The 23957-nt window shown below is 58.8% G+C and carries 22 protein-coding genes; 3 read left to right on the forward strand and 19 right to left on the reverse strand.

Features of this window, described 5'->3' with window-relative positions; genetic code table 11:
• Positions 1-18 precede the first annotated feature (18 nt).
• Together AC3ZVB_RS08580 and AC3ZVB_RS08585 are read right to left on the reverse strand one after the other, a co-directional pair.
• Positions 19-1011 carry a 2-dehydro-3-deoxygalactonokinase gene (locus tag AC3ZVB_RS08580; protein ID WP_490146300.1) on the reverse strand — a complete coding sequence of 331 codons (993 nt, stop codon included), beginning with the start codon at positions 1009-1011 and terminating at the stop codon, positions 19-21.
• A gap of 180 nt (positions 1012-1191) precedes the next feature.
• Positions 1192-1674, reverse strand: a complete 483-nt coding sequence (locus AC3ZVB_RS08585; RefSeq protein WP_162436402.1) for a GNAT family N-acetyltransferase — start codon at positions 1672-1674, stop codon at positions 1192-1194.
• A 178-nt stretch (positions 1675-1852) separates the two neighbouring features.
• On the opposite strand from AC3ZVB_RS08585, the gene AC3ZVB_RS08590 reads away from it, so the two are divergent.
• The 3 genes from AC3ZVB_RS08590 to AC3ZVB_RS08600 all read left to right on the forward strand — a co-directional run bounded on the left by AC3ZVB_RS08590 (position 1853) and on the right by AC3ZVB_RS08600 (position 3780).
• Positions 1853-3058: an MFS transporter gene (locus AC3ZVB_RS08590; RefSeq protein WP_162436403.1), complete on the forward strand. Its 1206-nt coding sequence runs from the start codon at positions 1853-1855 to the stop codon at positions 3056-3058.
• Positions 3059-3142: 84 nt separating this feature from the next.
• On the forward strand, positions 3143-3481 hold the full coding sequence (locus tag AC3ZVB_RS08595) for a hypothetical protein (RefSeq protein WP_162436404.1): 339 nt from the start codon (positions 3143-3145) through the stop codon (positions 3479-3481).
• Between the two features lie 44 nt (positions 3482-3525).
• A complete protein-coding gene (locus AC3ZVB_RS08600) occupies positions 3526-3780 on the forward strand; it encodes a hypothetical protein (protein WP_162436405.1) in 255 nt (84 codons plus the stop codon).
• Between the two features lie 131 nt (positions 3781-3911).
• Here AC3ZVB_RS08600 and AC3ZVB_RS08605 read toward each other — a convergent pair whose 3' ends face one another.
• The 17 genes from AC3ZVB_RS08605 to AC3ZVB_RS08685 all read right to left on the reverse strand — a co-directional run bounded on the left by AC3ZVB_RS08605 (position 3912) and on the right by AC3ZVB_RS08685 (position 23913).
• The gene (locus AC3ZVB_RS08605; protein ID WP_490146301.1) at positions 3912-4841 is read right to left on the reverse strand and encodes a PfkB family carbohydrate kinase; all 930 of its coding nucleotides are present in this window, start codon (positions 4839-4841) and stop codon (positions 3912-3914) included.
• Positions 4834-6300: a purine-cytosine permease family protein gene (locus tag AC3ZVB_RS08610; RefSeq protein ID WP_162436407.1), complete on the reverse strand. Its 1467-nt coding sequence runs from the start codon at positions 6298-6300 to the stop codon at positions 4834-4836. Before AC3ZVB_RS08610 ends, AC3ZVB_RS08605 begins: the two co-directional genes overlap by 8 nt.
• 239 nt (positions 6301-6539) lie before the next feature.
• Positions 6540-7547, reverse strand: coding sequence for an ADP-ribosylglycohydrolase family protein (locus tag AC3ZVB_RS08615; protein WP_490146302.1), 1008 nt, complete (start codon positions 7545-7547; stop codon positions 6540-6542).
• Complete coding sequence (locus AC3ZVB_RS08620) at positions 7544-8257, reverse strand: GntR family transcriptional regulator (protein ID WP_490146303.1); 714 nt, start codon at positions 8255-8257, stop codon at positions 7544-7546. The genes AC3ZVB_RS08615 and AC3ZVB_RS08620 overlap by 4 nt, the downstream gene beginning before the upstream one ends.
• 264 nt (positions 8258-8521) lie before the next feature.
• Entirely contained in the window at positions 8522-8791 is a 270-nt protein-coding gene (locus AC3ZVB_RS08625) for a PAAR domain-containing protein (protein WP_162436410.1), read from the reverse strand.
• Positions 8788-10464, reverse strand: coding sequence for a type VI lipase adapter Tla3 domain-containing protein (locus AC3ZVB_RS08630; protein ID WP_490146304.1), 1677 nt, complete (start codon positions 10462-10464; stop codon positions 8788-8790). The genes AC3ZVB_RS08625 and AC3ZVB_RS08630 overlap by 4 nt, the downstream gene beginning before the upstream one ends.
• Positions 10461-12494, reverse strand: a complete 2034-nt coding sequence (locus AC3ZVB_RS08635; RefSeq protein ID WP_490146305.1) for a T6SS effector phospholipase Tle3 domain-containing protein — start codon at positions 12492-12494, stop codon at positions 10461-10463. Before AC3ZVB_RS08635 ends, AC3ZVB_RS08630 begins: the two co-directional genes overlap by 4 nt.
• Positions 12491-15052: a type VI secretion system Vgr family protein gene (locus tag AC3ZVB_RS08640; protein WP_490146356.1), complete on the reverse strand. Its 2562-nt coding sequence runs from the start codon at positions 15050-15052 to the stop codon at positions 12491-12493. Before AC3ZVB_RS08640 ends, AC3ZVB_RS08635 begins: the two co-directional genes overlap by 4 nt.
• Before the next feature lie 148 nt (positions 15053-15200).
• Positions 15201-16169 (reverse strand): L-arabinose ABC transporter permease AraH, encoded by a 969-nt coding sequence (araH, locus tag AC3ZVB_RS08645; RefSeq protein WP_162436413.1) that lies wholly within the window; start codon positions 16167-16169, stop codon positions 15201-15203.
• A 12-nt stretch (positions 16170-16181) separates the two neighbouring features.
• Positions 16182-17723 carry an L-arabinose ABC transporter ATP-binding protein AraG gene (gene araG, locus AC3ZVB_RS08650; RefSeq protein ID WP_490146306.1) on the reverse strand — a complete coding sequence of 514 codons (1542 nt, stop codon included), beginning with the start codon at positions 17721-17723 and terminating at the stop codon, positions 16182-16184.
• A gap of 64 nt (positions 17724-17787) precedes the next feature.
• A complete protein-coding gene (locus tag AC3ZVB_RS08655) occupies positions 17788-18792 on the reverse strand; it encodes a substrate-binding domain-containing protein (RefSeq protein ID WP_162436415.1) in 1005 nt (334 codons plus the stop codon).
• Positions 18793-18897: 105 nt separating this feature from the next.
• Positions 18898-19716, reverse strand: coding sequence for an SDR family oxidoreductase (locus AC3ZVB_RS08660; RefSeq protein ID WP_490146307.1), 819 nt, complete (start codon positions 19714-19716; stop codon positions 18898-18900).
• Between the two features lie 196 nt (positions 19717-19912).
• The gene (locus tag AC3ZVB_RS08665; protein WP_490146308.1) at positions 19913-20788 is read right to left on the reverse strand and encodes an SMP-30/gluconolactonase/LRE family protein; all 876 of its coding nucleotides are present in this window, start codon (positions 20786-20788) and stop codon (positions 19913-19915) included.
• 35 nt (positions 20789-20823) lie between these two features.
• Positions 20824-21540, reverse strand: coding sequence for a FadR/GntR family transcriptional regulator (locus AC3ZVB_RS08670; protein ID WP_162436418.1), 717 nt, complete (start codon positions 21538-21540; stop codon positions 20824-20826).
• A 101-nt stretch (positions 21541-21641) separates the two neighbouring features.
• The gene (locus AC3ZVB_RS08675) at positions 21642-22202 is read right to left on the reverse strand and encodes a DUF1285 domain-containing protein (RefSeq protein WP_490146309.1); all 561 of its coding nucleotides are present in this window, start codon (positions 22200-22202) and stop codon (positions 21642-21644) included.
• Between the two features lie 17 nt (positions 22203-22219).
• Entirely contained in the window at positions 22220-22828 is a 609-nt protein-coding gene (locus AC3ZVB_RS08680; RefSeq protein ID WP_162436420.1) for a DUF4823 domain-containing protein, read from the reverse strand.
• Positions 22829-22944: 116 nt separating this feature from the next.
• Positions 22945-23913, reverse strand: a complete 969-nt coding sequence (locus AC3ZVB_RS08685) for a GTP 3',8-cyclase MoaA (RefSeq protein ID WP_162436421.1) — start codon at positions 23911-23913, stop codon at positions 22945-22947.
• Positions 23914-23957: the final 44 nt, after the last annotated feature.

Raw genomic sequence — 23957 nt, forward strand, 5'->3', positions numbered from 1 at the left:
TCAGACCTCCAGTCAGGTTTAACGGGATGGGTTTTGCGTCACGAGTCCGGCGGCCAGCGCCAGCTGCCACAAACCGCGTTCGGTGGCTTGCTCCGCCTGCGTCACGCGAGCGAAACCGCAGGCATCGAGGGCCCGGCTGTAGCGGGCACACAGTTGGGAATTGCCGATGAGGATGATGGACGGCAGGTGAACGCTGTTACGCCGGCGGCGCTGAACGGTTGCCAGCGCCGACAACTCATGGCCGATCAGCAGGCCGGACAGGTAATCCGGTTGTGCGGTGGCGCTGAGTTCACCGGTCAGGCCCAGGCTGCGGGCACTGAACAGTGTCGACAAAGGCCCGATTTCGCCGTCAGTCGACAGGGCCACTTGCACGCCACGGTCAAACGCCTCGCCATCAAAAGACGCACCACGTTGCTGGGTGCGCCCCAGAATGCTGTGTTCACTGAGTACTGCGAAGACTTCGCCAGTCATGAACGTATCGAAATGCACAATGCAGCCGTCGGTGACTTCAACCCATTTCGAATGACTGCCAGGCAGGCCGATCAGCAGATCGCCGCTCGTCCCTTCCACCAGGTTTTGCAGGACACCGAGGACCTGGGTTTCTTCGCCGCGCATCACATTCGGTAAACGAGAACGCTGAATCACCCCCGGAACGATGTGCACATCAACGCCGCGAAGACTGCGAATCACTTGCAGGGAAGTGCCGAGCGTGGCGACGTTTGCCGGCGTATCGCGGTAGGCTGCTTCGCGCCAGCCCTGGGCGCTGCCGACCATGCCACAGGCAATCACCGGTAACCCTGGTTGCGCGTCGAGCCAGTCGCCGCAGGCCTCATCGAACGCCAGTTCAAAACCGTCGTTGCATGTCTGACCGGCAATGACTCGAGGGGTTTTGGGCAACTGCATGATCCCCGATGACAGCGAACGCTGTTCGAGCACCACGCCACCTTCGGCAAGTTTGTAAGCACGTAATGAGGTCGTCCCCCAATCGAGCGCGATCAATTGCGCCAGCATCGCTTCACCTGTTTTGTTTATTGGCAGTGAGTGCGGTGACTATAAACCTGGATGGGCACAAATCTCAATATATAAATATCACTCCCATATATAGGGATTGATGTAAAAAAAGATCGCAGCCTTCGTCAGCTCCTACATGGGGTGCAGGTGCTGCCGAACGGTGCGATCATTTAGACGGTGTTAATTACCGCCAGCAAACTCCCGCAACACCGCCCCGTCCATCCGATACCGGACCCACTCTTCCTGTGGCTGTGCGCCCAAGGATTTGTAGAACTCGATGGCCTGTTTGTTCCAGTCCAGGACACTCCACTCAAAACGTCCGCAGTCATTGGCGCAGGCGATTTTTGCCAGGTGGCGCAACAACGTCTTGCCTGCCCCGCCACCGCGCTGTTCGGGGGTGATGTAGAGGTCTTCGAGGTACAGGCAGTTGCTGCCGAGCCACGTGGAATAGCTGAAGAAGAACACCGCGAAACCGATCGGCGAACCTTCACGCAAACAGATCAGGCCATGGGCGGTGGCGCCTTCGCTGAACAGGCTGCGTTCGATGTCGGCGACGCTGGCAATGACTTCGTGCCGGGCACGTTCGTAGTCGGCCAGCTCAGTGATGAACGCGAGGATTTGCGGAGCATCGCTGGGGGTCGCCGGGCGGATTTCGATCGTCATGGACGTGCCTTGTCAAAAGTTGAAAACGCCATACTAAGTCGGCTCGACGCGCGCGTCACATGGGAATCGCGTTACTCCGGCCAGCACTAACGCTGAAATCGTGAACCTCGGACCTAACGCAAACCCCTTGCGTGGTAGAACGTCGAGCAGTGCGTTTATAAGTACAAGGAACAGCCACATGTCTACGGCAACACCATCGGTCTCCAGCAAGTCATTCGGCCTGTTCTGCGTCGCCAGTTACCTGCTGTCGCTCTCCTACGGCTCGACCTTTTTACTGTCGCTGCTGATCAGTGCCCGCGGTGGCAATGAGCATGACGCCGGCAGTGTGATTTCGGCGGCAATGCTCAGTACCTTTGCGGCGGTGATTGTTTCCGGGCACCTGTCCGATCTGCTCGGCGCGGCCCGCTCGATTGCGCTGTTCGGCGTACTGCTGGTCGCTGCGAGCCTGGGCTTTGCGCTGACGCCGGGGTTTGGCAATCTGTTGCTGTTTTTCGGGTTGTTGCTGGGGTTGGGCTGGGGTGTGTTTTACACCCTGGGACCGATCATCGTGGCGAGCCTGGTCACACCGTCCCAACGGGCCAAATACTTTGCGCTGTTGTCGGGGAGCATGCTGAGCGGCATCGGCAGCGGTCCGTTGTTGGGTCGTGCCGCCAGTGCCCTGGGTTACCCCGTGACCACTGCTTTTTACCTCGCGGCGCTGGCGAGTCTGATTGGGGTCTTGATGTTTTGGCGACTGAGCGCACAGCTCGAAAATGCTCACGCTACCTCAGCGCCCGCCGCGCGTATCTCGTGGCGCACCACTTCTCGAGTGCTGTCGTCCAGCGCGGTGTTGCCGATCATCATGGTCGGGTTGGGCGGTTGCATCTTCGGCGGTCTTTCGAGCTTTCAAACCAGCTACGCAGCCGCGCGGTCACTGGACTATTCGCTGTTTTTCCTCGGGTTCATGAGCGCGGCGATCAGCGGCCGAATGTTGATCGCCGGTTTCGTGGTCAAGCGCGACCCGCTGATCGCGTCCTGCCTGTTATCAGCGCTGACGTTGATTTCGATCGGACTGTTCAGCTTTGTCGTCGACGACGCCTTCAGCTACCTCCTGGCAGCGGCGATACTCGGCATCGGCTATGGGCTGACGTATTCAGTGATCAACGGTCTGGCAGCGAACGAAGCACCGGCCGGCACCACTTCGCAGGCTTTGTTGCTGTTCAGCCTGTCGTACTTCATCGGCGTGTTTGGTTTTCCCCTGCTCGCCGGGAAGATCATCGTCGAACACGGGATGACGACACTTTTATACACAGTTCTGGGTGTGGCCTTGCTGAACTGGCTGATCACCGCGGGACGCCTGCTCTGGCGCCGGTTCGTCAGCGCACAAGCCCTGGAGCGCGCGTAGACCGTTCGTCGTTCATCAGGCACCAATCCAAATCGAGGGCGGACCAATATCAGGTAAGGACTCTAAACAAATGGAGACGACACCATGATCATGTCCAAATTGACCGCCCTCACACTCGCTACGCTGCTGTCTTCTACTGCTTTTGCCGCCACCGTCGCCACCGGCACGGGGCCGACCAACCCGGTTGAAAGCCCAAAATCCCCCGCCATCCAAAGCGCCCCAGGTATCAATACCAACGGCACGGGCGTGGACAGCAGTCTGCCGCCTTCCACGGGCACCGACCCTCGGACTCAGGGCAGCGACGCGGGCCGTCAAGGGGGAATGAACATGCCGGACACTCAAACACCTGACAACGCAGACACTGGCACCGGTTCGAAAACCACCACAGGAGGTTCAGGTTCCGAAGGGGGCGCCAGCCAATAGTTCGCCGACGCGAGCGACCTATCCACATCCATGAAGAGGTAAGCATGAACGTCGATAAAAACCTTGAAAAAGAAGTCTTGACCCGCCTGCTGCACGCCCACCCGAGTGGGCTGGGCAAAGAGGTCCTGGACAATTACCGAGGGGAAAAAGTCGTGGCCAGTACCCTCGCCGCCTTGCAGGAACGTGGCCTGATTCACCACGGGCATGTGACCTGTAACGAGGCCGGCGAACACTCTTTGCACCTGCCGATCAAACTCAGCGCTGCGGGCGTGGAAGAGGCGCGAAAGCTGGACGTTTAATTCGCTGAAAATCAAAAGATCGCAGGCTGGGTCGGTGCCCGCAGCGGGTTACAGCTGATTCAGGGTTTGCCGCCACTGCGATCTTTTCAACACAAATCACTGTGGGAGCGACTTGCCCGCGAAGGGCCAGATCAACAGCCGAAAGTCTCTCGGATTAACGCATCCACTTCAGTGGCACCAGGTGAAGTCGCCGGCCCCCATCGAGTCACTGCGAGTGCGGCTGCAGCATTGGCGCGCCGCGCCGCGTCATCCACTGACAATCCCTGTGCCAACCCCGCCACAAACACCCCGGCATGGGCATCGCCAGCACCGTTACTGTCCACCGCCTCGACCTTGAAGCCCGGGACATGCCGACGCTCGCCACGCTGTTCGACCCAGCACCCTTGCGGACCATCGCGCACCACCATCAGCACATCGGGTGGCAGATGGTCGGCCAGCGAAGTCAGCGCCTCGCCAATCTCCGACACTCCGGCGAACCGCAGCGCTTCGACGCTGTTACTGGTCCATAGATCAATGCGCGGCAACAACGACTGCATCAACGGAGCCTCCGGCGAATCCACCAGCGGCCCTGGATCGAAGACCACATTGATGCCTTTCGGTAACGCCAGCACCCAATCCACCAGCGCCTGTGCCTTGCCGCCATGCAGCAGGCTGTAGCCGCTGACGTAGACATAGTCCCCCGCCTCGGCCGGCACACTGGCCAGGTCTTCGGCCGTCAGTTCGCCCTCGGCACCGATATAAGAGATGAAACTGCGTTCGGCGGACGCTTCGGTCACTGCGACGCACAGGCCGGTGTCGCGCTCGGCAGGGTGTGCAATGCCGATGCGAATGCCTTCGGCGTTCATGGCCTCCCGCGCCAGATCGCCGAATCGACCGATGCCATGACGACCGAGGTACACCACCGGCAAACCATTGCGCTGGGCCGCCGCCATGACGTTGAAGCCACCGCCTGCTTCGAAACTGGCGGACTGCGCCAGTACATCACCACCCGATAGAGGCAACGCGTCGACGGACATGACCAGGTCGATCATGACCTGGCCGGTATGCAGCAATCTAGGCATGAGCGTTCTCGACCAAACCAGGGCGACGATCTTTCGCACCGCCCAATACACAGTAGATTCCGCCCGCCACCAGGAACGTCACGATCCAGCCGAGACCGTTATGTCCCAGCCAGGAGTCGGAAAGGAACCCGCGAAACCAGAGCGTTTGCTCGGTGGTGCCGATGGTGGTGAAGCTGAAGCCCAACACGATCGCCAGCGCCCAGGCGCCGAATGCGCGCCACTCTACGCCGCCGGCATACCAATAGGCGCTGCTCGGGCTGACGTCCAGCAAGTCCTTGGGGCTGTAGTAATGACGGTGAATCAGATCGACTACGAAGATCCCGACCCACGCAGTGATCGGCACCGCCAACAGCGAAATGAAGGTAATGAACGGGCCGTAGAAACTGTCGGCAATCAGCATGAAATAGATCGAACCCGCGAAGATCGCGACGATATCGACGACCACGGCGTAGACCCGTTTGACCTTCAGGCCAAGGGTCAGGGTCGTCAAGCCAGCAGAGTAGACCGACAGGTTGTTCGACAGCAGCAGACCGCCGAACGCAGTGATCAGGTAGGGCACGGCCATCCAGGTCGGCAACATGTCGCGGATCGCAACGATCGGGTCAGTGGCCGAGGCCAGGTCGTTGTTGCCCACCGACAGCAGTCCGCCGAGGGTGATCAGCAACACCAACGGAATCCCCGCACCGAAGGCGGCCGAAGCCACCAGCCGTACGGCTTTGACACTGCGATGCTGATAGCGCGACATGTCCGCACCCGCGTTCGCCCAGCCGATCCCGGTACCGGCGGCCATGGTGCCGACGCCGATGATCATTGCGCTCAGCGGGGCCGGCGTGGCGTTGAACACTGCGCTCCAGTCGATGGTGGCGCAGAGAAAACCGCCCACCACAATGTTCAACGCGCCGAACACGTAGGTGGCCCACTTTTGGATCACCAGCAGCGTGGCGTGACCGAGGCCGGAGACCGACAAGGTCAGCAGCACGAAAATCGCAATGAAGATCAGGGTCAGCACGGGGGCGCTTTTGGCTTCCACCGGCGAGCCGAAGAGGATCGAGCACAGCGACAGCAAGACGAACGCTGCGGTGGTGGTGTTGACGGTTTCCCATCCCAGGCGCGACATCAGCGAGACCAGCGTCGGGCCGATGTTGCCGCGCACGCCGAAGATTGCCCTCGACAGTGTCAGGCTCGGTGCGCGGCCACGCCGACCGGCGATGGAAATGATGCCAACCACCGCAAAGGAGCCGGCAGCGCCGAGGATGGCGACGATGATTGCCTGCCAGATCGCCAGGCCGCGAAACGCCACCAGCGTGGCGCCCAGCGGCAGGCCGAGAATGGAAATGTTGGCCGCGAACCAGACCCAGAACAGTTGCAGCGGATGACCGTTACATTCCGCTTCCGGCACCGGTTCGATGCCCCGGGTTTCCAGCTGGCCGGCGCTTTGCCCGGCGGTTGATGAACTCATGTGAAATACTCCTGTTGCCATTTTTGTGGTTGTCGGCAATGACGGAAGTCGACATAACATCCAGCCATCCGGGCCGTGTTTGCGCGATCCATTGCGGGTGAATGATTCGAATAGACGGCGCGCCTATCTTCGGAGTGCCGCCCAGACCAAGCCCGCTCCCACAGGAACGATGCAAACCTTAGGTTCCACGCTGTACTTGTGGGAGCGGGCTTGGTCTGGGCGACACTCCGACGATGGCGTCAGTCCTGTCTTCGCAGAGCCAACAGACCCTGCACCAACGGCTCAAGCTCCAGCCCGTTGACGGCTTTGACCTGATCGATCATCGCCACCGGCCAGCTCTCAAGGCCCAGGCAGGCCCCCAGCATCGCGCCGAGGATAGCCGCGATGGTGTCGGTGTCGCCCCCCAGACTGGCCGCCATGCACAGCGACTCAAAGGCGCTCATTTCGCCGATCGCCACCTGTTGGGCCAGGGCAAACGACACGACCACCGACTCCTGCGAAGCCACGGAGGTGCCGATGACGTCGTACAGCAGGTCAGCCAGCAGGGCCTTGTCGCTGTCGACGCTGATGCTCCGCGCCCAACTGATACGCGAAGCAATACGCCCACCCGCCACCCAGTGGCCACGACCTTCGGATTGCTGAGCCATCTGCTGGCCGAGGTTCAAGGCTTCGCCCAGGTCCATGCCGTTGATCCCGGCGGAAACCACCGCCGCCACTGCCGCCGCGCTGGAGATGCCCAGTGTGGTGTTGTGGGTGACCTGACAGGCCTGCACCACTGCGTTGATGAAGCGTTCAGGATCAGCAACGTTTGCCGCGATCCCGACAGGGGTAATGCGCATCGCCGCACCGTTTGTGGTGCCATAGCGCCCCGCCTCTTCCGGCGAATGGCCGGCAAGAATCATCTCGATGGCACGCTTGGTCGAAGGGCCGAGCAAATCCTGGGAGCCCTTGGCCTGCATCTCGGCTTCCCACTCGATCAGCCGCTGAGCGAGCATCGACGGCTCGATAGTGCCCCGCCCCTCGATCATCAACTGGCCGACCAGGATCGCTTGCTCGGTATCGTCGGTGATCGACCCTTTAGGCATGTTGGCCGCAATCGGTTGATCCGGACCAGCGTCTTGCAGGTCGGAGATCTGGCCGAAGCGTGCCTTGATCTCAGACCGGCTCAAGGATTGCGTGGGCATGCCCAGTGCATCGCCCAAGGCCAGTCCATAAAACGCGCCGAGGGCACGATTGAGCGTGGTCATTTTGAAGTTCCAAATTGCAGGTGCAGGCGAAAGTGCACGGGATCGAGCAGGCTTTCGACCTGTTCCATCAAGCGATTTTGCCGGTCGTACGTGGTGCGTAGCGCCTTGAGAAAGACGGTGCCAACCGGACGACCCAACAACTCGGCGTCCTCGACGTTCAAGGGTTCGGCGCCGATCCATTGATCACCGCGGTCACCGATGTAGCCATAGGCGGCCAGGGTAATGGTCAGGGAATTGTCGATCAGGCCGACCCGCGGCAGGCTTTCCAGGCCTCCGGTGGCGGGCATCAACGAGCGTTCGAGAGAAACCACTGTGCCATCGTTGGTGCGACGGCGACGGTCAAGCGTGATGAACTTCTCAGTGCCGAAACGCGACAACAAATCAGGCCGGTCCACCGCCTCCAGCCGCAGCACTTCGGTATTGACCAGCGCCCCGCTGTCGGCCAATGCCTGCGCCCAGCCACTCTGCTGATCGAGCACTACACCGTCGAATGTGACGATGGAGCCGACACCGCTTTGGGTCGCGATGTAGTTGCGCCGTTTCAGCTCGGCCAGGGCTTCGCGCAGCGTCCCTCGGCTGACCTTGAATTCCTGAGCCAACTGATGCTCGCCCGGCAACAGAAAGCCGTCCTCCATGAGGCCACTTTCGATCCGCCGAATGAGTTCGTCGACCACCCGTTGTTTCTTGTCAAATCGTACCTGTCTAATCATGTACAAAGTGATAACCGAAACGGGTCGGGATCAGCAAGGAGTATTTCAGGGAGGTGACGGGAGGTTGGAGTTTTTCATGATGGCGGGATGGGTCAGATCAGCCGCCATCGCGGGCAAGCCTTGCTCCCACAGGTCATGCGTCGAACGCCAATTTATGCGGCCGACATGAAACCTGTGGGAGCAAGGCTTGCCCGCGATGACGCCAGCCTAAACAACAAAATTATTCGCGTTTATTTTGTTGGGCCGAAACGCCGTGATTACCGCTCAAGTCACTCTCACGTTCAGCGCATTACTCGCCACGCCATGACAGCCACAAGCCAGGAGATGCCCCTGCAATACGACAGGTATGCCCTTCATACGCCGGTGCGAATGCCCTTCGATGAAAGCGAATTCGCCCTTATGCAGTGGGCATGTAGCCTTGTCCCCCACCACCGCCGGTGTTTTGCCGTTAATGCAATGAGTACTTTCAAACTGGCAGAACACGACCGTGCCGCCGCTGCTGGTGGAATCGCCTAGACAGATGGGATGAGTCATGGCGTTCGCCCCGGCATGCGAAATGTGAAGGGGTCGACGCCGTGGGTTTGCTGGTTTTTTAGTTTGCGCGCTTCGTCCGGCGGGCGGACCATTTGTATCGTGACGCTGCCGTCATCTCCCGTATAGACCACCGCGCTGACGCCGCCGTCCTTGTAACTGGCAATGGTAGCCAGGTTGATCTCGACCAGGGCGCTACTGACGCCGGTGTTACCCAGGCGACGGCCGATGTCGTACCCCTCTTCGACGTTGCCGATTTCGAGCCCCGTTCCGTCGTTGTTGAGACTGTGCAGCGCGAGGGTCAGGGCGATTTCGCCGTGGGTGTTGTCGGTGCTGTCGTAAAAAACGCGGACCGGCTTTTCACCCTCAGGTAAGGTTTCCAGCGCCAGTTGCCAGCCGGTTTGAAGGGCTTTTGCCTGAAGTGCCGGCTTGAGCAGTTTGCCGTTTTCGTCCTGCATTGGGACTTTGATTGGGCGGTGCAGATAGCCCAGGATAGGGGCTTTGTCGAACTCTTTGACTTGATGGTTGGCCCAGCGTACAGGGAGCCATGGAGAGGGTTCGAAGTGGCCGGGGCCTCGGTTGCTCAGCGTTTTCCAGAGGGTGGGGAGTTGCGATTGCCAGTAAGTGGAAGACATGGTGCCGGGGCCATTCGGGTGCTTGATTCCCTCCGCGCGTTTGGCATTTTCATACACATCTCCAAACAACGGTGACTGCTTCCAATAAAATGCCCACAACTTACCCATGTCGGAGTTCTTGTTTTGGTTGTCCTCGGATTCGTTGGTGGCAAACGGACGTATAAAGCGGTCTATGCGATCTGAACGGGTAACCAGCAGGCCGGTCATGCTCTCGAATACCGTTGGAACAACCTGTATGTTTTGCAAACCTAGTGTACCTGCAACGCGATAACCGCTTAGTGTGACATCGCCATCCTCACTCGCGATCAATGCTTGCGGCACCATGGGATTGTCGTCGAAGAATATAAATAAGCGCTCAATCATTCTTTGGGCGTGAGTGGTGTTATCCGCGTCCTGCCATAAAAACAACGTCACGCCCAAGGTGGCGGCATTGCGTCCGCTTAGTATATTGGCCGCTGCACCTGTGTCTTCAGGTTGCTTGGGCGGTGCGATAGCAAAAACGGGTATTGGCCAATAAGCTACCGAGTCACTTGCTGAATGCCTGAATGCCACCCTCGTATTAATGTCTCTTACTATCCTGCGATACGAAACAGAGGGTTTGTAGTCTTCAAAATTTCGCGAATACACGGAGGTAAAATTACTTTTTATTTTTTGGATTTGCTCCCAAATTAGTGATTGGTGGCCTCCACCTACAGCCAGTCCCACTCCCCTTATCTCCAGAGAATAAGTGCGCTCAATCGTCGCATTTTTCTCGGCTGAGTCTGCGAAGACTTTAATTCTGTAGGCTGAAAGTTTTTCCTTTTCATACACTACTTGCTTGGTAAACCAATGCCCTCCGTAGGCCAGCACAAAGCCAATCAAAACACTCACGATTCCCCAGCGCATAAAAGCACCCATTTCCTTTGGCTTCAAATCTTCAGCTGGTGTCAAGTAAATGAAGATCAATAAAAAGAACATACATATTGCTATGAGTATCATTGCTCCCCAGAGATAGCCCTTGAGGTTTGGTCGCTGTGATTTGCTTTGTTCACACTCCCTCATTGACCCGCTCCTTTTTTAGATAAGGGTGAAATAAGATTTGGCGGGGTTAACGAGACTAGATCGCTTGAAGGGAACCGGCCCTCTTGATAATACAGATAGCCGGCCTTCACCAAGGTCCGCGATTGCTCGGTCAGTCGCGACCATCCCTTCATTTTTTCGACTTCTTCGAAATATATTTTTTTATCCATCTTCCAATCCGCAATCGCCACCAACACCTCGCGCATCACCGGATCATCCAGACACTTCGCCTGCCCAATCGCGATATCCATCGCTGTTACCCAGCGATGGTTTTCCGGGCTGCGTAACACCGCCGAGTGATAGCTGTTGTCACTCCACTCCTTAGGGTCGACTTCCATGCGCGCACGAATTTCGTTTGGCGTTTCCTCACGTTCGTAGCGGTAGTGGTCCTTGGTGTCGAGCAATGCAATACCGGACACAGCAGTGCGGCGGAAGGCGTGGGTCTGATCGTCCGGCTCTTTGCCATGGTTCCAGCGGTCGCGCACGCCTTCCACGTCGATTCGATCGGAGAGGTTTTGGACGAATATCCATTTGAAGGTTGCGCTTGGGTTGCCCAGTGCAGCGTTTTGCGACACAGCATCAGGGCGATCCATGCCCGCCTTGTGAGTCGGGCCTGTCAGTGCTTCGCCACCGAACATCTGCGGCTCATGAGGCGGGTGCAGTTGCTCTGCGTTGATGTTGCGCTCCTGGCCGTCCTGAATCGGTGCTCGCGAGGCAACTGCTGCGGCAGACCAACCACCGGGATAACGCGCTTCGCCTTTTGCTCTAATAAAATCCTGTTGCGGAGCCTTGCCGACCAGCACGGGTTCACCTTCGCGCACACGCTTGGTCCATAAACGCTGATAGAAGCGCAAGGATTGCAAAGCGTTCATGGCTGGCCGGCCATCAGGGAGCATGTCCGGTACGCCGTAAGTACCGATACCGTGCACATCCCTCAGCGCCACCGTGGTGTCGTCCGGGCAGAAGTACAGATAAACCTTGCCGCGATTGTCGCGCTCGGGGAAAACCACGGTTTGGCCGTCAGCCCCCAAACGATGCCCCTGTTCAGGTGACCAGCTTGGCCCGGTGCGTCCGCCATAGCCCGGCACGCCACAACTTACGTCGCTCAGGGGCGGCTGCGTATGGGGCGATTGGGTGATTTGTTGCACGAGGTCGATCAGCACTTTAAGGGTGTTGGAATCTTTCGGTGTTTTCCCGGGCATTACTGAATAGGGCGAGGCGACCATAATTGCGCAGTCCGCACAGCGTTCGCCCCGATCCACCAGCATGGCTTGAGCGAGCAAGGTGATCAGCGTGCCCTGGCTGTGGCCCATGATGGTGATGGTTTCATCCGGTGAGACGCGGCGAATTTCGCTAACCAACATTGCTAACCGGGTCGCGGCCAAGACGAAATAACGTCGATGGGGACTTTTACCCATGTACAGGGAGTTGGGTAATGCCACTTGAGCCACATGGCGCACCTTATCTGCGAACCCCGCCTCATACATATCCAGCAAATTGTTCGTGGCATTTGCAAAGAACCCACCGCCCTTTGCGAAGTGACGGTCCAGCCGGTTGTTGAATATGTCCTGGAACTGATCCCGCAGTCTTGCTGGATCACCATTTACGTCGCGCTTGATTTCACCGGGCTCGGCTCTGTAGCCCCAATAAAATGGGATAAACAGACTGCGGATCTTGGGGTCATCATCATCACGGCGATAAAGGTATGTATCTGGGTCATCGAGTATCTCCTTTTCGGTTCCAAGCCAACTTTCAGGCGATGCGTTTTTGGCCGCACTGAATTCAGCCCCATACCGCCCCGCCTTCAGATCAGGCCGATCCAGCCGTTCATTCACCCCTTGGCACAGCCCCGTCTCTACCGACTCATACGACGCCCCCGGATCATTGACCCCATGCAAGAAAATCACCACGCCGGGCAGATCCCCAGGTACTTCCAACAGGTGGTCAGCGGAGCAGTTGGGAATTAATCGTGTGGTCGTCTGTGCCACCGTGTACACGCTTGAGTCCGTCATTGTTCCCCTCCTGCCGGGTCCGGTTTACGGGTCGCCGTTACCAGCGCACGATGCATCGCCTCTCGCGTTACTTGCTCCGTCAGTCCCGTCGCGCTTGTCAGACCTTGCACCACGCTGCCATCCCCCAGTTCAATCTGATACGCCTGGTCAGCCGCCATCCGAGGGCTGTCGCTGACGTGTCCGGGGTAGTGAAAAGCCAGGCGTTTTGCCGATGGATCACGGCTGAAGGTCGGGATGGCAACGCTGTCGGTTTTCGGTCCCACCCAGTCGTGGTCGCTGGCATGCACCCTGACTTTGTCCTGGGTGCCGATCTCGACGCCGCCACCGATCTTGATGAAGCTGCCGTCATCGGCCACCAGGCGGATAGTCGGCGCGGTGATGACCACCTCACCTTCAGCGGCTGACAAATGCAGGTACTTTTGCGCGTTGAGCGCGATGTCATCCTCCTGGGCCTGCACGAGCACCTTGCCGCGATTGGCGATGGCGCTGATGCCTTGATCTTGCGCAAAAGCGCAAATCCCTTGGCCAGCGTTCAAGCGCATCGCCGCTCCGCTGGTTAATTGCAGGTGGTCCTGAGCCGTGGTGTCGTGGTTTTCGCCGGCGTAGTGCACTTGTGAACGCGGTGTCGCGCTGGCGATGCCCGCCTCGGCGGCCACTGCGACAACCGGCGCTCCTGAACTGTTGCTGCCAGGATCAGGCCATTCATTCAGGGACTGGCGCAGCGCTTCAATGCCTTGGGTGTCGACCTGCTGACTGCCTCGGGCCGCGGCGGTCTGGCCGAGGGACTGGAACAGTTCACCGCACTCGCCCAGCAGCTTGAGCAGTTCATCGCGGTCCAGCTGCGAACCCTGCGCACCGTGACGGGCATAGGTGGTCAACAACATGCCCTGGGCCGCTCGAAGGGCAATCGCAGCGTCGGTACGCAGTTCGGCACCGTTGCCTCTCGGCTGGGCTTGCCCATCGGTTCGGGGCGTGGTGAGTTTGCCAAGGTTCAGCGCCGTGGCGTGATGGGTCGTGGCCATTCGGGCGCGCAGCGCACCGGGCGTGTCGTCGAACAGCAGTTCGTTGAAGCCGTTGCCTTTGTGCTCCTGGGTCTGGATGCCCGATAGCGCCCGGTTACCCGGCAAACCCGTGGCATTGCTGAAGCGCGGAGGCAAATGGTCGGCGTTGTAGAGCACCGAGGTCACAAGCGGTCGGTCGATGTCACCGCCCAGAAAAGTCACCAGCACTTCCTGCCCCACCCGCGGCAAAAACTGATGACCAAAACCGGCCCCCGCACTGGGCATGGCCACCCTCAGCCACGTGGTTGCGCCCGCGGGATCTTGCTCGCGCTGCCAGTGGAAGCGTACTTGCACCCGCGCCAGCGCATCCGTAAACACCTCTTCGCCTTCGGGACCCACCACAATGGCAGTGAGCGAACCCGCCAGCGACGGGCGCGGTGTAGTGATCGGGGGGCGATAGGGAATCTTTTGGCGGATGCAGACAAAACTGTTTCGATAACCTGCCGGTTGATCCGACAGGTAGTTGTTACGCGCGTGGTGCTCGACCCTCATCAGCAGGAAACGGCGATCGTCGATCAGGTCGCGGTCGTGATCGAAATGCTGGGTCAATTCGAAGGTGTAGCCGGGCAACATCGCGCGACAGTTGCTGGCGCCGTGAAACGTCTTGCCCTGCACTTCCAGTGCTTCGAGCCGATGACGAACCAGCGTCTCGCCGCCCTCGGGCAGACCGTGGCTGTAATGACCGGCAACGTCGTAGATTTCGTAACGCGAGACCTCACCCTGATCATTGAGGCTGGGCATGCTGACCGGCAGCGGATTGCGCGGTTGCCGGTAGTCGAATGTCTGGATCGCCATGCTGCCGGACTGCAAAGAACGGTAGCTGCTCCAGTGCGTGATCGAGTCGGCCGTCTCCGTGACCGAGGCGCTGTGATAGCGGATCTGCGGTTGCTGCGCCAGCGGTTCCAGATGACGAGAGTGATCGGTGATGATCAGCTGATGCCCTTGCTTCGTATGATCGAAGTAAAAGAACAACCCTTCACACTCCAGCAGGCGCAAAACGAAATCCAGATCGCTCTCGCGGTACTGCGTGATGTAACTACGGGATTTAAGCGGCTGACCCAGACGGAACTCGAAACAGGGCAACGCACCGTAGTGTGCAAACACAGTACGAATGACGTCCTCAATCGTTTGTTCTTGAAAGATCCGTGAGTCGAAACGGCGCGACAGCATCCACAACCAGGGACTCAATGTGGCCGAATAGTGTGCAAGCCCCCCGTCACTGTTCGTCAGGCTGAAACGACTGATATAGCCATGAATGTATCGGGCGTCTCCGGTGGCCAGTTCGACGTCGAGTAGCGCGGGTTGCCCTATTAACGATTTGAGTTCCAGTCGCGCATCCTGGCTGATCAGCGATAACTCGAAACTGAATAATGTCGACAACCCTTCAGTGCCGGAGAGTTGTTCAAGGAGCAGTTCCTGCGCCCCCTTATTTGCCGACGTGAACCTGATCAGACGCCGGTTCTGTGGCGAAAATATTTTTGTTAGTTCCATTAACAGATTTCCTACGGCATAAACGACCGGGATTCCACCGAGAGCTTCTGCTCTGGGCGGAATCCAAACACGGCGAATTAAGGCGCGTATGAAATAGTTTGTATGTAGGACGCTTCCTTTTTTACTGAAATTAAAGAAGAAACAGACATCAGTTTTAGCGTTGTTTCAGCCGGTCAATCACAACGGCCAACAACAAAATCGAACCCCGAATCACATACTGATAAAACGTATCGATGTTCTTCAGGTTCATCGCATTCTCGATGATCGCCAAAATCAAGACCCCGGCAATCACATGCCTAATCATGCCAATCCCACCGCTCAGCGACACGCCACCCAGCACGCACGCCGAGATGACCGTCAGCTCGAAACCCTGGCCGATCATGGGTTGCCCGGAGGTCATTCGCGACGCCAGGATCACCCCGGCCAACGCACCGATCACGCCGTGCACGGCAAAGATGATGATCTTGGTGCGATCGACATTCACCCCGGCCAGCAGCGCCGCTTCCTGGTTACCGCCGATGGCCATGGTGTTGCGTCCGTAGGTGGTGTAGTTGAGCAGCCAGCCGAAAAACAGAAAGCACACGATGGTGATCAGGATGGGGACCGGCACACCAAACAACTGACCGTTGCCGAACACGAAGAACTGCTCCTGGGAGACGCCGACCGCTTTGCCGTTGGCGAAAATGTAGGCCAGGCCGCGAACAATCTGCATGGTCGCCAGCGTGGTAATCAACGCATTGACCCGCAGTTTGGCGATGACGATGCCGTTGATCAGCCCGACTATCAGGCCCATCAGCAGCGCTGCGCTGACCCCGAGAAATACACTGTCGGTGTCGCGCATCACCACCGCCGCCACGACACCGGCACAGGCAATCACCGAGCCCACCGACAAGTCAAAATGCCCCGACGCCAGGCAGTACAACATGGTGCAGGCCGCGATCCCGGTCGTCGAAATTGCCAGCCCGAGGCCGCGCATGTTCAACGGTGAAAGGAAGTTGTCGATCAACAGTGTGCAAAGCACGAAGATCCCGACGGCCGCGAGCAACATGACCCAGTCATCGAGAAACCGGCGCAGGTCCAAAGGCTTGCGCTCGGTAGGCAAAGCGTTATTTTGGGTTGTCATCATAGTCACCTCTCAGTTCGCCACGCCGTCAGCGCGGTGGCGTGGCAAAGCCAGTTGCAGCAGGTTGGATTCATTGGCCTGTTCGCGGGTGAGTTCGCCGCGCATCGCGCCTTCACACAGCACCAGAATGCGGTCGGAAATCCCCATCACTTCCATCAGGTCGCTGGACACCACGATCACTGCGATGCCACTGGCAGCCAGGTTGTGGATGATCTGGTAGATCTCGGCTTTCGCGCCGATGTCGATGCCGCGTGTGGGCTCGTCAAGCAGCAGTACTTTCATCGGCATCGACAACCAGCGACCGAGAATGGCCTTCTGCTGATTGCCTCCGGACAGGTACATGATCTTCTGCGCCGCATCGGGGGTTTTTACTTTCAGGGCCTTGATCTGTTTGTCGGCGTTGCCCTTTTCCCACAACCCTCGCAGCAGGCAACCGAACGTGGAATGCGCGCCGCGAGCACTGATATTGATGTTCTCGGCGACGCTGGACAGCGGCATGATGCCTTCCTTCTTGCGGTCTTCGGGGCAGAGCAAAATGCCTGCCGCGATGGCGTCCCGGGGCGAGCGCAGGTTCAGTTCGTGGCCGCGAAGTTCCAGGCGTCCGGCGGTGTTGCGTTCGAGCCCGCTGAGCATGCGCAACAACTCCGTACGACCGGCGCCGACCAGACCGAACAGCCCGAGAATCTCGCCCTTGTGCACGTCAAAACTCACGGGGTCGCGCAAGCCAGGGCCGAGCAAGCCATGCACTTTGAGCGCCACGGCGCCGCGCTGCCGAGGGCGGTAATCGTAGATGTCTTGAATATCGCGACCGACCATGCACGTCACCAGTTGGTCGTGGCTGAGCGCGCTCATGTCCTCGAAGGTGCGCACGTAGCGACCATCCTTGAACACGGTGACGGCATTGCAGATGCGGAAGACTTCTTCCATGCGATGGGAGACGTACAGCACCACTTTTCCCTCGTCCCGCAGGCGGCCGATGATCGCCATCAAGCGATCGATTTCTCGTGCCGACAGGCTGCTGGTGGGCTCGTCGAACGCGATCACATGTGCGCCGCGTGACAACGCCTTGGCGATTTCCACCAGTTGCCGCTGACCGAGGGACAGGCGCCCTACTTTCTCTTGCGGATCGATTTCGTCGGCCAGCCCCTTGAGACAAGCCAGCGCCTGTTGCCGTAATGCCGAGCGATTGATCAGGCCGAAGCTTGCAGGCAGATGACCTAGGAACAGGTTTTCCGCGACTGTCATTTCCGGCACCAGGTGCAGCTCCTGATGGATCACCGCGACGCCACTGCCGATGCTGTCAGCCGTCGACTTGAAGACGTGCGTCTGATCGCCGATTTGCAGGTCGCCGCTGCTTGGCGTGTATGCGCCACCGAGAATTTTCAACAGCGTGGATTTGCCGGCACCGTTCTCACCCATCAAGGCGTGAACCTGTCCCGGATGGGCGACGAAGCTGATGCCGTCCAGCGCCTTCACCCCCGGAAAGGTCTTGCCGATCCCGTTGAAGCGCAAGCTGCCGCCGGCACTGTGTTGCAGTTGTGTTTGCGCGTGCATAACCACCTCATCACACAGATCAGGCAGCCCTGTCGCCAGGGCCACCAGCGAAATCAATCAACCCTCAATTCCAGAGGCCGATCTTTTCCAGTTCCTGCTTGAAGTTCTCGCGAGTGATCAGGGTGACGTCGTCCATCGCGGTGTACTTGGGCGGCTCTTTGCCAGTGGTGACCCACTCGAACATCATGCTGGCGGTGTTGTAGCCCTCGATGTGGGGGCTAGGCAGCATCGAGCCGAAGAAACCACTGTTGGCTTTCTTCAGTTCGCCAATGGCGTCGGTGCCGTTGATGCCAATGCCGATGACATTGGCCGCTGCAAACCCGGCGCTTTCGGTAGCACGCACGCCGCCCAGCACGGTGTTGTCGTTCATGCCGCCGATGATCAGGTTTTTTGCTGCGCCTGGCAGTTTGACCAACGCCGAGTTGGTGGCGTCCATGCTGCCCGGCACGTCGAGGGTTTTCAGTGCCGAGAACAGGATGTGGTCTTTCGGCAGACCGGCATCTTCCAGGGCTTTGGCTGAGCCATCGGTGCGTTTCTTGCCGGTGTCGAGTTCGTTGTAGGTGTTGATCACCGCGTAGGTGTCTTTCCAGTCCCAGCCGCGTTTTTTGGCTTCGGCGGCCATCGCGTTACCCTGTTTCTGGCCGACTTCGAATGCCGCCATGCCCAGGTACGGAACGTCTTCCATGAACTTGCCACTGGCATCGACGAAACGGTCATCGACGGCGATCACTTTCAAGCCGTTGAGTTTGGCCTTGGCCATGATCGCAGGGCCCAGGGAGACATCTGGCGGGCAAATCACGAAGCCTTTGGCGCCATTGGCAGCCAGGCTGTCGATAGCCGAGAGGGTTTTCTCGCCGTCGGGCACGGCGATCTTGATGACCGTGAAACCTTTTTCTTTACCCGCCTTCTCGGCGAACGCCCATTCAGTCTGGAACCAGGGCTCTTCCGCTTGCTTGACCAGAAAACCGATCTTCACTTCCTCGGCCGCCATTAACGTACTGCCGAGACTGAATGCAGTGACCGCCAAGGCGGCACAGCACAGGGAACGGATCCCACGACGACGATTCATAAGCTGACTCCTTGTTATTTTTGTAGAGTTCGATAAAGCGAGAAATAGTCATATCGTATGATGATTGGATTACAGGCGAAGTCGTGCGCCTGAGACCTGTTTTACTCAGTCGTGATACATGACCGAGCGGCCACCATCGATGGTGATGCAGGAAGCATTGATGAACGGTGCTTCATCGCTGGCCAGGAAAACAGCCGTCATCGCCACCTCCATCGGCTGCCCGATGCGGCGCGGTGGATGCAGATCGAAAGCGCGCTGACGCTCGGCGTGGGGATCGGCGAAACCGTTCCAGTAGTCGACATTCAGTTGGGTTTCGATGTAGCCCGGCGCGATCGCGTTGACGCGGATACCCTTCGGCGCGTATTCGATGCCCAGCGCTCGGGTCAGGCCGAGCAGGCCATGTTTGGCGACCGGGTACGGGAAGCAGCCCGGGATGATGTGGGTGGAATGGGTCGAGGCAATATTGATGATGCTGCCGATGCCCTGCTCGATCATTTGCGGCAGCACCGCTTTACAGCCGTACCAGGCGCCATCCAGATCGATGGCGAAGCAGCGGCGCCAATCCTCTTCGGTCATTTCCAGCGGATCGCGGAATACGTTGACCCCGGCACAATTGACCAGCACGTCGATTCGGCCGTGCAGCTCGATGGCCAATCTGGCCATGGCGTGCAGATCGTCCTGGCGTGAAACGTCGGCCTTGATGGCCTGGACATCGAAGCCCTTTTCACGCCAGTGCGCCGCGACTTTTTCGACTTTCTCCACCTGGATGTCGCTGATGACCAGCCTGGCCTGCTGCGAGGCGAAGGTCGCGACAATGGCTTCGCCAATGCCCTGGGCGGCGCCAGTCAACAGCACGACCTTGTTTTTCAGTCGCTCGCCCGTTGGCGGCTCGGGAACTGGCGGCAGGGATAAAGGTTCAGCCATGGATCAAGACTCCTTTTCGCAGGCACGACAAAAACCGGGCATCTGTGGATGTCCGGCCGAAAGCTTTTCTGGAAAATCGCTGCATCACTTCACCTGTTTTATTTTTTTAAGTGTGAGTGCGTGTAACTGATGGCCGACTATAAACCTGACGACCCAACAATCTCAATATATAATTTTACATCCCATATTTTGGGATCTATCCCACAAAACGCTGGCAAGATTTTCCGGGGATTTCGACCTCAATGGAAAGAACAGCGCCGTCAAGGGGATGCTTTAGCGGGCTGGCTGCGCTGGTGATGTAGAGGGTTTTCAAGTCTGCACCGCCAAACACGCAACTGGTCGGGCGGCTGACTGGCAGTTCGATCACGCGGTCGACTGTGCCGTCCGGCGTCAATCTGAGCAGGCAACTGCCGTCCCATCGGGCGTTCCAGATGAATCCCTCGGCATCCATCGCCGAGCCGTCAGGGCCGCCGCGCTCATGGGGACCGAGCCAGACCTGCGCGGCATCGAGGTTGCCATCGGTGCGGATGAAATGCCGGTAGAGCGTGCTGTCGAGGCTGTCGCCGAAATACACGGTGGTTGCGTCATCGCTCCACAGCAAGGTGTTGGGAATGCCCAGTCCGCGGAGCAACGGCATGACCCGCGCATCACGGTCGATACGAAACAGGCCACCGGAACGTCGCACGACGGGCAAGTCCTCGCCCTGCTCGCCGATGTTGTTTTGCATCGTGCTGAGCCAGAGTCTGCCCTGAGCATCGCAACGCGCTTCGTTGGGACGATTACCCGGCTGCGGATCAGCGACACAGAACAAGGTCAGACGCGGCTCAAGGCCCGGGGAGTCAAGGTCCAGTCGATACACGCCACTGCTCAATGCCACCAGCGCATCGCCGCTTTCACAGGGAATGAAGGCGGATACGTGTTCCGGCATCTCCCAGATCTGCACATTGGCGCCGATCAACCGCAGCGCTTGCTTGCCAGCAATATCCACCCAGTAAAGCGCTTGGGTGGGGACGTCCCAGAATGGGCCTTCGCCGAGCTGCGCGCGGTGTCCGGTCACTGCGGTCCACGTCATGAAACCTCCTGCATGCATGTTTTTAGGCGATACGTTCAGCTGGCTTTTCGGTCAGCCATGACTTGTGGGTAGAACCGCTTGATAGCCAGATCGGCATTGTCGATGAGGGTCATGCAGGCCCAGACACCGCGCGCCGCATCCCGCGCGGCGATAGCGTCGGCCATGTCTTTATGGATCGGCAGGGTGCGGCGCAATTCGTCGGGGTCGGCTGCGGACACCTCGAACGAGACAGCCAATAATGCGCCGAGCGCGGGGACCATCTGTTCGATGAACTGGTTGTGGCTCGCGGCGAGGATGCATTCGTGAAAGAACTGGTCTGCGCGGTTGTAATCGATGCCGCTTTCCACCGCACGTTCCAGCGCGTTGTAGGCCTGCAGGATGGCTTGCACCTGGTCGACCGTGGCCCTTTCGCACGCCCAACGCACGGCCATTGGCTCGATGGTTCGGCGCAGGTCGAGGAGATCGTCGACAAAGTTTTCCGGTAACCCGTTCCGCGAAAGCCACCCTACGACTTGCGGATCAAACAGGTTCCAGCGCCGCACTGGCAGAACCCGCGTCCCCACCTTGGGCCCGACTTCGAGCAGGCCTTTGGCGACCAGGGTTTTGATGGCCTCGCGGATGACGGTACGGCTGACACCGAGCTGCTCGCCAAGGTCGGCTTCTACCTTGAGGGTTTCACCGGGCTTGACCTGGCCAGCGGCGATCCAGCTACCCAGCCAGTCGACCGTCGATGCGTGAAAGCTGCTGGACATGGGGACCCCGGAACCGTTCGCTAAGGAGGTCTACGCTAATCATCACATGATTGGGTGTCAATTCGATTTTTTCGAAATCGCAGAGCGCCTTACAGGAGCGATCAGGGTTCGAGACCGATAGGGAAAAATTCTCCGCCGCTCCACACGCCCAACCAATGTTGCCCATCGATTTCGCGGGTCACGGCCAGCTCCACCAGTTGGTAAAACACATTGCGATGGATGAGTGCTTCAAGGTTGGTGCGCACGTGCACGTAAGGCGCCGGCTCTTGGGTGACGGGGTCTGTGACAACGCGAATCGGGTGTTCGGCGCCCGCTTCGGCGAACTCATCGACGTTGGTGGTAAAGCGCAGCACCTGGGACTCGCCCTCGCCTTCTATCTCTACGGCGATGGCCACGAACGGCGCATCGTCGACCTTGATACCGACCTTTTCGACGGGGGTAATCAGGAAGTAATCATCGCCGTCGCGGCGAATGATGGTGGAGAACAGCTTGACCATCGGCTTACGTCCGATCGGCGTGCCCAGGTAATACCAGGTGCCGTCCCGGGCGATGCGCATGTCGATATCGCCGCAGAAGTCGGGATTCCACAGGTGGACCGGCGGTAAGCCTTTGGTCTTGGGGATTTGCCCCAACAGGTCGTTGGCTTTTTGCGGGCCGCTCATGGCGATCTCCTTATGAATTATTGGTCACTTAGACCCAGCAGGCTGCGCGCGTATTGCTCCAGTGGCGGGCCCATCAGGTCTTCCGGCTTGGTGTCGTGGAATGTCAGCAAACCGCCACGACTCTTGATGCGTGCAGTATCAATCAAATACTGGGTGCTGGTCTCGATCAACATGATCTGAATGACGCCAGTGTCCACGCCCAGCCGATCCACGGCCTCTTGATCGAGCCATTCGTCCGAGTTGCCGATACGGTCATCGGACTTGGCGAAACGCGTGTACAGAAGATAGTGCGCGCCGACAGCCCGGGCTTCGCCCATGGCTTCATCAAGACCTTCAGGCATGCGGGCACGGCGAACCATGGGGAAATACTCGATGAAGCCATCGAAGGCGACCTCGGCAATCACGTTAGGTCGTGGGTAGGTGGTGCTGCCAGGCGGCGCGAAGGCGCCCTGGGCGATGTAGATGAAGGAGTCCGGCTGAATACGCAGATTATTCACGCGGCGACTGTCGCTATGGTCAAGCAGACCGGCGTCGCTCATGTGGTAGCGAGTCCCTTCGGCCATATCGCTGACGTTCATGCAGCCACCAAGCGCCAAAATGGCCAGCAGCAAAACCAGGCTACGCATCCTATCCTCCAGAGGCCGGTGACGGAAAACCGGCGAATGGGCGTTGGATGCAGCTTCCGCGCCAGCACGAAGAGGCCATGACGGGTCTTTCAAATAAAATGCGGACCTGAGGCAGATCAGCCACCAATAATCTTCATGACGGTCGCACCACCTGAGAATGCCACCTCCTGCTTGTCGCCCAAGGCTTTCACCAGAAGTCGCTGCAAGGCTGGGAGCGCTTGATGACGAGGTTTATCCAGCAGGTCGCCGACATAGTGACGGTTGCTCGACGACAGGCAGCCATGCAGCCACCCCGTCGACGACAGACGTAGTCGCGAACAGGTGCGGCAGAACGGTACGCTTTCGTTGGCGATGACGCCGAAGTGGCCCAGCCCCGGAACCTCATAGCGCACCGCAGTGGCATCAACGGGCGCATCGGCTTGCAGGTATTCGTAGCGCTCACCAATCAGGCTGAGCAACTGTTGCAGGCTGACGAATTGTTGCAGAAAGGCGTTGGAGTCGCTGGCCAGATGTCCCATGCGCATCAGTTCGATAAACCGCAGCTCATACCCGCGCTCAAGGCAGTAATCGAGCAGCGGCATTACCTGGTCAAGATTCTGTCCACGCAGGGGCACCATGTTGACCTTGATCTTGATGCCGGCTGAACTGGCCTGATCCATGCCGTCGAGCACGGTCGCCAGATCACCACCGCGAGCAATACTGCGGAATGCGCTGGCATCGAGGGTATCGAGTGACACGTTGATGCGCCGGATTCCGGCATCAACCAAAAGCGGGAGTTTTTTCGCGAGCAACTGGCCATTGGTGGTCAGGCTGATATCGTCCAGCCCCATCTGCCCTACGGCTGTCATGAAGGCTTCGAGCTTGGGACTGACCAGTGGTTCGCCGCCGGTGATCCGTAACCGCTCGATTCCGGCGGCCTCGATCAAATACGCCACGCCGCGTGCCATGGCCTCTGCCGACAGCTCATCCTGCGCAGCGACCAGCCGCTTGCCGTTTGGCACACAGTAAGTACACGCGTAGTTGCAGGCTGAGGTCAGGCTGATCCGCAAATTGCGAAAACGCCTGCCTTGACGGTCAACGATCATGGATCACTCCGGCAATGGGATATTAGAACGCGTAAAACTTGACT

Source organism: Pseudomonas sp. MDV22-iso1 (assembly GCF_058145095.1).